The 6,567-nt window shown below is 73.8% G+C and carries 5 protein-coding genes; 2 read left to right on the plus strand and 3 right to left on the minus strand.

What is annotated here, in order from left to right:
- Positions 1-1,344, plus strand: a complete 1,344-nt coding sequence (locus E1298_RS17145) for a hypothetical protein (RefSeq protein ID WP_131894346.1) — start codon at positions 1-3, stop codon at positions 1,342-1,344.
- Here E1298_RS17145 and E1298_RS17150 read toward each other — a convergent pair.
- Both E1298_RS17150 and E1298_RS17155 read right to left on the minus strand, forming a co-directional pair.
- Complete coding sequence (locus E1298_RS17150) at positions 1,334-2,074, minus strand: hypothetical protein (protein WP_131894348.1); 741 nt, start codon at positions 2,072-2,074, stop codon at positions 1,334-1,336. The two genes, E1298_RS17145 and E1298_RS17150, sit on opposite strands and share 11 nt — an antisense overlap.
- A 105-nt stretch (positions 2,075-2,179) precedes the next feature.
- A complete protein-coding gene (locus E1298_RS17155; protein ID WP_131894350.1) occupies positions 2,180-4,483 on the minus strand; it encodes an ATP-binding cassette domain-containing protein in 2,304 nt (767 codons plus the stop codon).
- Between the two features lie 63 nt (positions 4,484-4,546).
- On the opposite strand from E1298_RS17155, the gene E1298_RS17160 reads away from it, so the two are divergent.
- Positions 4,547-5,512: a helix-turn-helix transcriptional regulator gene (locus E1298_RS17160; protein ID WP_131894352.1), complete on the plus strand. Its 966-nt coding sequence runs from the start codon at positions 4,547-4,549 to the stop codon at positions 5,510-5,512.
- Positions 5,513-5,545: 33 nt separating this feature from the next.
- Here the strand turns inward: E1298_RS17160 and E1298_RS17165 are convergent.
- On the minus strand, positions 5,546-6,567 hold a 1,022-nt coding region (locus E1298_RS17165), incomplete at its 5' end, for a beta-propeller fold lactonase family protein (protein ID WP_131894354.1).

Here is a 6,567-nt window from a genome sequence, read left to right on the forward strand (position 1 = left end):
GTGCCGCTCGAAAGCGCGGCCCTCGGCGGTGCGGGCGTCCACGTCCTGGCGCACGGGCTCGGCGGGCGGACGGATCTGCCCCTGGACGCCGTCGCCGCCATCGCTGGCGGCGGCGCGGCCGTGGCGGCCTCGTTCCTGGCCCTCACCGCGGCGTGGCGGCGGCCCCGGCTCCACCCGGACGGGGGACGCCCGCTGCCCGCCGCACTCGCCCGCGTCCTGGACGCGCGGCCCCTCATCGCGGCGGGACGGGTGCTGGCCCTGGCCGCGACCGCCTTCGTGGTCGCCGTCGCGTTCGCGGGCCCGCCCACCGACAGGACCAACCTGGCCCCCTGGGCGCTGTTCGTGACGTTCTGGGTCGGGCTGGTGCCCGCCAGCGTCCTGCTGGGGCCCGTCTGGCGGCGCGTCAACCCGCTGCGCACCCTGCACGCCGGGCTCTGCCGCCTGACCCGCACCAACCCGGCGCGCGGGCGCCGCCCCCTTCCGTCCGGGCTCGGCTACTGGCCCGCCGCCGCGTGGCTCACCGGGTTCGTGTGGCTGGAACTGGTCGCCCCGCACCGGTCGGACCCGCGCGTCGTCGGCGCGCTCATCGTGGGGTATGCGGCGGTCAACATCGCGCTGGCCTGGTGGTACGGGCGCGGCTGGTTCACGCGCGGCGACGGGTTCGAGGCGTACTCCAGCCTCCTGGCGCGCCTGTGCCCGCTCGGGCGGCGCGGCGACGGGGCGCTCGTCGCGCGGACGCCGCTGACCGGCCTCATGACCGGCGCCGCCGAACCCGGGCTGGTGGCGGCCGCGTGCGTGCTGATCGGCTCGACCGGCTTCGACGGCATCACCCGCACCACCTACTGGCGCGACAACGTCGACCCGTCCAGCATGGTGGCGGGCACGCTGGGGCTGGTCGCCGCGATCGGCGCCGTCACCGTCCTGTACGTGGCGGCGCTCCGGATCAGCGCACGGCTCACCGGCGAGGACCCGGCCGCGCAGCCCGGACGGTTCGCCGCCACGCTGCTGCCCATCGCGTTCGGCTACACCGTCGCGCACTACTTCTCGTTCTTCGTGCTGGAGGGGCAGACGACGTTCATCCTCGCCGGCGACCCGTTCGGCACCGGCCTCGACCTGCTCGGCTCCACCGGCCACCGCGTCGACTACGACCTGGCGGGCCCGACGCTGACCGCCCAGGTGCAGGTCAACGCCATCGTCCTCGGCCACATCGCGGGCACCATCGCCGCCCACGACCTCGCGCTGCGCACCCTGCCTACCGGGCGGACCCTGCGCGGCCAGCTCCCCATCGCCGCCGTCATGGTCGCCCTGACCTGCGCCGGGCTGTTCGCGCTGCTCAGCGGCTGACCGGCCCGGCGGGCTCCGCGTCGTCCTGCCCCTGCCGCTTCTGCTCCTGCTGCTCGCGCTGCTTCTTGCGGCGCTCGACCTCCTTCGCCGCGACGCCGATCGCGAACAGGATCGGCACCCAGAACTTGGCGGTGGCCAGGATGACGCGCAGCCACAGCGGCAGCGACACGTCGGGCAGGTCGGGCCACGGGACGTCCGGCAGCGGGACCGACGGCGGGTCGATCTCCGGGAGCGACCAGTCCGGCCACGGGACCATCGCCAGCAGGAGCTTGATCAGCGCGCCCAGCCCCAGTAGCGGGAGCAGCACCTTGCCCGTCGCCAGCACCACGTGCCGCGAGGCGTACAGCGCCGGATGCGCGAGCGCCAGCGCCTCCCGCCGGGCCGCGCGCGTCCCCTCGGCGGGCACGAACGGGATCTTGCCCTGCTCCGCCCCGCCCCCGTCGTCGGCGTCGTCGTCCTTGCCCTCCTCGCCTTCTGTGTCGGACGGTTCGGACGGCTCGGGCGGCGCGAGGTGGCAGCGCGCGGCCTGCCCGTCGAGGAGGCCGCGGACGTCGAACCAGACCTGCACGGTCAGCTCGCCGTACGGGATCTTGATCAGCGGGCCGCCCGTGGCCTCCCCGGCCTGCTCCCCGTCCGCGTACAGCCGCGCGAGCTGCTTCCAGCCGGTCCGCTCGGTCCCGACTTCGAGGCGGTGGCCGTCATGGTCGAGCGTCCAGAGTCCCCCTGTCATGCCGCCCAGTCTCGTGGGACGAGGCGCCGGGGGCATCGCCCGATGGGCGAGACCCGATAGACCAAAGTCGACCCCGCCGGCGGCGGGCGCTGCACGGCCCGGGCGCTAGACGGCCCGGGCGGTGGCGGGGGCGCGCATGGCGAGGTCCCGGCGCAGGAACTCGGCGGTGATCGAGGACGGGTCCTCCAGGAGGGCCGCCGGAGTGCCGGTGAACACGATCTCGCCGCCGTGGCGGCCGCCGTCGGGGCCGAGGTCGATCACCCAGTCCGCCCGCTTGACCACGTCCACGTCGTGCTCGATGACGATGACGGTGTTGCCGGCGTCCACGAGCCGGTCGAGCAGGTCGACGAGGGCGTCGATGTCGGCCATGTGCAGCCCGGTGGTCGGCTCGTCCAGCACGTAGACGGCGCCGGTGCGGTGCAGCTCGCCGGCCAGCTTGATGCGCTGCCGCTCCCCGCCCGACAGGGAGGTGAGCGGCCGGCCGAGCGTCAGGTAGCCCAGGCCCACCTCGTCCACGGCGCGCAGGCGGGCGGCGATGGCGCGCTCGGGGCCGTCGCCGGTGAAGAAGGCGAGGGCCTCCTCGGCGGTCATCTCCAGCACGTCCACGATCGTCCGGCCGCGCAGGGTGTGGGCGAGGACCTCCGGGCGGTACCGGGTGCCGTGGCATACCTCGCAGGTGGTGGTGACCGGGTCCATGAACGCCAGGTCGGTGAAGATGACGCCGTTGCCGTCGCAGGCCGGGCACGCGCCCTTGGAGTTGTAGCTGAACCAGCCGACGTCCATGCCGGTGGCCTTGGCGAACAGTCGGCGCACCGGGTCCATGACGCCCAGGAACGTGATGGGGCTGGAGCGGCGGGAGGCGGCGATGGCCGACTGGTCCACCACGATCGCCTCCGCGTGGCGGGGCGCGAACTCCTCCATGACCAGGGTGCTCTTGCCCGACCCGGCGACGCCGGTCACGGCGGTGAGCACGCCCGTGGGGAACCGCGCGGTCACGTCCTTGAGGTTGTGGGCGCGGGCGCCGGTCACCGCCAGCCAGCCGGACGGCTCCCGGAAGGCGTCCTTGACCGGCGCGGTGCGGCGCAGGTACCGGCCGGTCGGGGTGGCGGACTCGCGCAGCTGCGCGACCGTCCCGGTGAAGACGACCTCGCCGCCGTGCGCGCCCGCGCCGGGGCCCATGTCGATCACGTGGTCGGCGACGCGGATGACGTCGGGGTCGTGCTCCACCACCAGCACGCTGTTGCCCTTGTCGCGCAGCCGCACCAGCAGGGCGTTCAGCCGGTCGACGTCGCGGGGGTGCATGCCGACGCTGGGCTCGTCGAAGATGTAGGTCATCCCGGTCAGGCTCGACCCCAGGTGCCGGACGACCTTGAGGCGCTGCGCCTCCCCGCCCGACACGGTGCGGGTCTCGCGGTCCAGGGACAGGTAGCCGAGGCCGATGTCCTCCAGCCGCCGCAGCCGCGTGATCGCCGCCCGCGCGATCGGCGTCGCGACCGGGTCGCCGATCCCGCCGAGCGCCGCGATCAGGTCGCCGACCTCCATCCGGCACAGCTCCGCGATGTCACGGCCGTCGATCTTGGACGCGAGCGCCGCCCGGTTGAGTCGCGCGCCGCCGCACTCGGGGCAGGTGTCCTCGCGGACGACGCGGCGGGCCGCGTCCCGCATCCTGCCCGTCAGCGCGTTGAGGTCGCGCTTGATGTAGAGGCGCTCGAACCGCTCGACCAGCCCCTCGTAGGCGTTGTTGCCCATGCGCCCGGTCCGGTTGAGCCGCTGGACGCGGAAGCCCTTGCCGTGCAGGAGCATCTGCCACTCCTCGGGCGTGAAGTCCCGCAGCGGCTTGTCGGGGTCGAACAGGCCCGATTCGGCGTACAGCTGCCACACGTAGGTGCCCACCCCGAACGGCGGGAAGTTCACCGCGCCCTCGTTCAGCGTCTTGCCGGTGTCCAGGAACCGGTCCAGGTCGACCCGGACCACGCGGCCGAGGCCGTCGCACTCCGGGCACATGCCCTGCGGGTCGTTGAAGGAGTAGGCGCCCGCCTCGCCGGCGCTGGGCGTCCCGTGCCGGGAGAACAGCACGCGCATGATCGAGTAGATGTCGGTCATGGTGCCGACCGTGGAGCGCGCGTTGCCGCCGATCGGCCGCTGGTCGACGATGACCGCCGGGGCGAGCCGGTCGATCGCGTCGGCGTCGGGCCGCTCGTGCTTGGGCATCCGGTGGCGGATGTACCAGGTGAACGTCTCGTTCAGCTGGCGCTGGGACTCCACCGCCACGGTGTCGAACACGATCGAGGACTTGCCGGAGCCGGACACCCCCGTGAAGACGACGATCCGCTCCTTCGGAATGTTCAGGGAGACGTTCTTGAGGTTGTTCTGCCTGGCTCCGGTGATGATGATGCTGTCCGTGCTCATGCGTCCCAGGTTAGGAGCGAATGAGGTCATGATCTGGCCTCATTTGGGGGGCATACTGGAAAGATGCCGCAAACTACCTCGGCCCGGCTGCTCCAGCTGCTGTCCCTGCTGCAGACGCGGCGGGAGTGGACGGGCCCGGAGCTGTGCGAGCGCCTGGGCGTCAGCCCCCGCACCGTCCGCCGCGACGTGGAGCGGCTGCGCGACCTGGGATACCCGGTGCACGCCACCCTCGGCTCGGTCGGCGGGTACCGCCTGGAGGCGGGCGCCGCGATGCCGCCGCTCCTGCTGGACGACGAGGAGGCCGTCGCGATCGCCGTCGGGCTGCGGCACGCCGCCGGGGGAGCGGTGGAGGACATCGGGGAGACCTCCGTGCGGGCTCTGGCCAAGCTGGAGCAGGTGCTGCCCGACCGGCTGCGGCGCCGGGTGAACGCCCTGCACTCGGTCACGATGCCGCTGACCGGGCCGCCCGCGGGGCCGACCGTGGCCCCCGAGACCCTCGCGGTCCTGGCCGCCGCGTCCCGCGACCGCGAGCGGCTCCGGTTCTCCTACCGCGACAAGGACGGCGCGCAGAGCGCCCGCCTGGTGGAGCCGCACGGGCTGGTGTCGGCGGGGCGCCGCTGGTACCTGGTCGCCTGGGACGCCGGCCGCGAGGACTGGCGGACGTTCCGCGTGGACCGGGTGGGCGCCCCGCGTCCCACCGGGGTCAGGTCCGCGGCCCGCGAGCTGCCCGCCCCGGACGCGGCCGCGTTCGTCGCCGGGACGCTGACCGGGTCCGATTCCCCGCGGCGGGCGGTGCTGACCGTGCACGCCTCGGCCGAAGAGCTGGCCGACCGGTTCCGCGTCACCGGCGCCGAGGTGGAGCCCGTCGACGACCGCACGTGCACGCTGCGCACCGCCCCCGACTCCCTGGAGTGGACGGCGCTGCGCATCGCCTACCTCGACCTGGACTTCGAGGTCCGCGAGCCGCCGGAGCTCGCCGACCGCCTCGCCGACATGGGCCGCCGCCTCCTGCGCGCCTCCGGCCGCTGACGGCCGCCGGCGGGCGGCCGGGCGGTCACCGGGTCAGCATTCGATCGTGATGACCGAGACGCTGTGCGAGCCGGTGTTGGTGACGTACAGGTACTCGTCGTCGGGGCCGGAGGCGGTCCAGCGGGGGTCGTCGCCGACCGCGACGTCGCCCAGGACCTTGTGGGTGCGGGTGTCGAAGATGCTGACGGTGTCGGACCCGGAGTTGGCGACGTAGGCGATGCGGTCGCCGCTGTAGAGGTTGAGGCCGCGGGGATTGGCGCCGACGGTGATGGTGTCGGTGACCTTGTTGGTGTCGGCGTCGATGACCGAGACGGTGCCGCCGATGGTGTTGGAGATGTAGACGGTCTCAGCGTCGGGGGTGACCAGGACGCCGCGGGGTTCGTCGCCCACGGGGATGGTGTCGGTGACGGTCTTGGTGCGGGTGTCGATGACCGAGACGGTGTCGGAGTCGGAGTTGGCGACGTAGGCGCGCCGTCCGTTGGGGGTGAAGGCGATGCCGCGGGGGGCCTTGCCGACGGGGATGGTGTCGGTGACGGCCTGGGTGGCGGTGTCGATGACGGTGACGGCGCCCGATCCGGTGCTGCTGACGTAGGCGTAGCGTCCGTTGGGGGCCATGGCGACCCAGCGGGGCGCATCGCCCACGGGGACGGTCTTGACGACCTTGCGGGCGGCGGTGTCGATGACCGAGACCTCGTCGGAGTCGCGGTTGGCGATGAAGGCGAAGGCGCCGCGGCGGTCGAAGGCCACGCCGTAGGGGAACGCGCCGACCGGGATGGTCGCGACCACGGTGCGGGAGGCGACGTCGATGACCGAGACGGTGTTGGATCCGGCGTTGGCGACGTAGGCGGTCCGGTGGCCGGGGGCGAAGGTCACGACGCGGGGGTTCAGGCCGACGGGGATGGTGGCCAGCACGACCGGCCGCGGCGCGCGGTGGGCGGTGCCGGCTTGGTGGGTGCCGATCTGGTGGGTGCGGGTGCTCGGCCCGGCGGGGACGGCGTGGGCGGCGGGGGCGGTCAGCAGGCTTGCCGTGAGCAGCGCGGCGCTCGCCAGGGCCG

It is taken from the genome of Actinomadura rubrisoli, assembly GCF_004349215.1.
GTDB lineage: Bacteria > Actinomycetota > Actinomycetes > Streptosporangiales > Streptosporangiaceae > Spirillospora > Spirillospora rubrisoli.

Bases quoted from the DNA above. Each gene is read 5' to 3' on its own strand.
- E1298_RS17150 (WP_131894348.1), bottom strand. From the start codon at position 2,074: ATGACAGGGGGACTCTGGACGCTCGACCATGACGGCCACCGCCTCGAA.
- E1298_RS17155 (WP_131894350.1), bottom strand. From the start codon at position 4,483: ATGAGCACGGACAGCATCATCATCACCGGAGCCAGGCAGAACAACCTC.
- E1298_RS17160 (WP_131894352.1), top strand. From the start codon at position 4,547: ATGCCGCAAACTACCTCGGCCCGGCTGCTCCAGCTGCTGTCCCTGCTG.